Consider the following 630-nt stretch of genomic DNA (forward strand, 5'->3'; position numbering starts at 1 on the left):
TCCGGAATTCCTTGAAGATTATCTCCCCTGGAGCCCGGGGGTTCAGGAATCCTGCAAATGAAGGCAGAAACTATATTTTACTATAGTTTTTGCTTTTTTTATATACACTTTCTTATTTTACAGTTACTATACAACAGGTATCTGTATAACGACGGAAGGGCATATACTATACCTACGACAGTGCCGGTAAACTTGCATCCATCAACTCAAATGGGGTAGAATATTATTATATACGAAACGGCCAGGGAGATATAACAGGACTGTTTAATAAGAATGGTACTCAGGTTGTAAGTTATACTTATGATACCTGGGGTAAACTGATTAGCATTAAAGACCAGAATGGAGCAGATTGCAGTGGTCAAGCTTTTTTGTAACACCTTGACCTAATATTTAAAACTTTTATACCTAGCTTCAAAGGGTGTCAATCCTTCATTAAATGAATGCGGTCTTACATGGTTATACCAAACATATGAAAAATAATTTACAGATTCATTAAGCTCTCCATCATTATGATAATAGTGATGATATATTAATTCATTTTTCAAGGTATTAAAATATCGTTCCATGGGTGCATTATCATATGGACATCCAGCCTTGCTCATACTTTGTTGTATATCAATTGAACTGCAA

General features: G+C 35.1%; 2 protein-coding genes. One reads left to right on the plus strand and one right to left on the minus strand.

Features of this window, described 5'->3' with window-relative positions; translation table 11 throughout:
* The first annotated feature begins 161 nt into the window (after positions 1-161).
* Positions 162-374 (plus strand): hypothetical protein, encoded by a 213-nt coding sequence (locus OXPF_RS23720; protein ID WP_479724485.1) that lies wholly within the window; start codon positions 162-164, stop codon positions 372-374.
* Positions 375-383: 9 nt separating this feature from the next.
* Here the strand turns inward: OXPF_RS23720 and OXPF_RS16815 are convergent.
* Positions 384-630 (minus strand): integrase core domain-containing protein (locus OXPF_RS16815; RefSeq protein ID WP_152967761.1); only part of this gene is annotated, 247 nt, incomplete at its 5' end.

The sequence above is a fragment of the Oxobacter pfennigii genome, assembly GCF_001317355.1.
GTDB classification, from domain to species: domain Bacteria; phylum Bacillota; class Clostridia; order Clostridiales; family Oxobacteraceae; genus Oxobacter; species Oxobacter pfennigii.